Source organism: Alkalihalophilus lindianensis, assembly GCF_032843265.1.
GTDB lineage: Bacteria > Bacillota > Bacilli > Bacillales > Bacillaceae_D > Alkalihalophilus > Alkalihalophilus lindianensis.
The window spans coordinates 1-275 of sequence record NZ_JAWJBA010000265.1 but is presented as its reverse complement, the minus strand read 5'-3'; the positions used below and the strand labels follow the sequence as shown (position 1 = coordinate 275).

Genomic DNA, 275 nt, shown 5'->3' with positions numbered 1-275 from the left:
AGAGTGTTATTTATGTATTCGCAGCACTTGGGATTGTCTCATTCATGTTCTTTTTAAGTATTACCGTCATTGTAGCAGCTGGAAACCTAACCATGATGATGAGATAGGGGGCTTACAATATGGATTTTTTAATAGAGTGGGTAACGAATATTATACTGTTTATTCTGTTAGCCACGGTTATTGATATGTTGCTACCAAATTCAAGTATGCAGAAATATACAAAAATGGTGATGGGACTGTTGTTAATTGCCATTATTCTTACCCCGATTTTCAAA

The 275-nt window shown here is 34.9% G+C and carries 1 protein-coding gene; it reads left to right on the top strand.

Annotation, left to right across the window (positions count from 1 at the left end; all coding sequences use genetic code 11):
• Positions 1–119: 119 nt before the first annotated feature.
• The coding region (gene spoIIIAF, locus RYX56_RS22195) for a stage III sporulation protein AF (RefSeq protein WP_317124096.1) at positions 120–275 on the top strand (156 nt) is incomplete at its 3' end.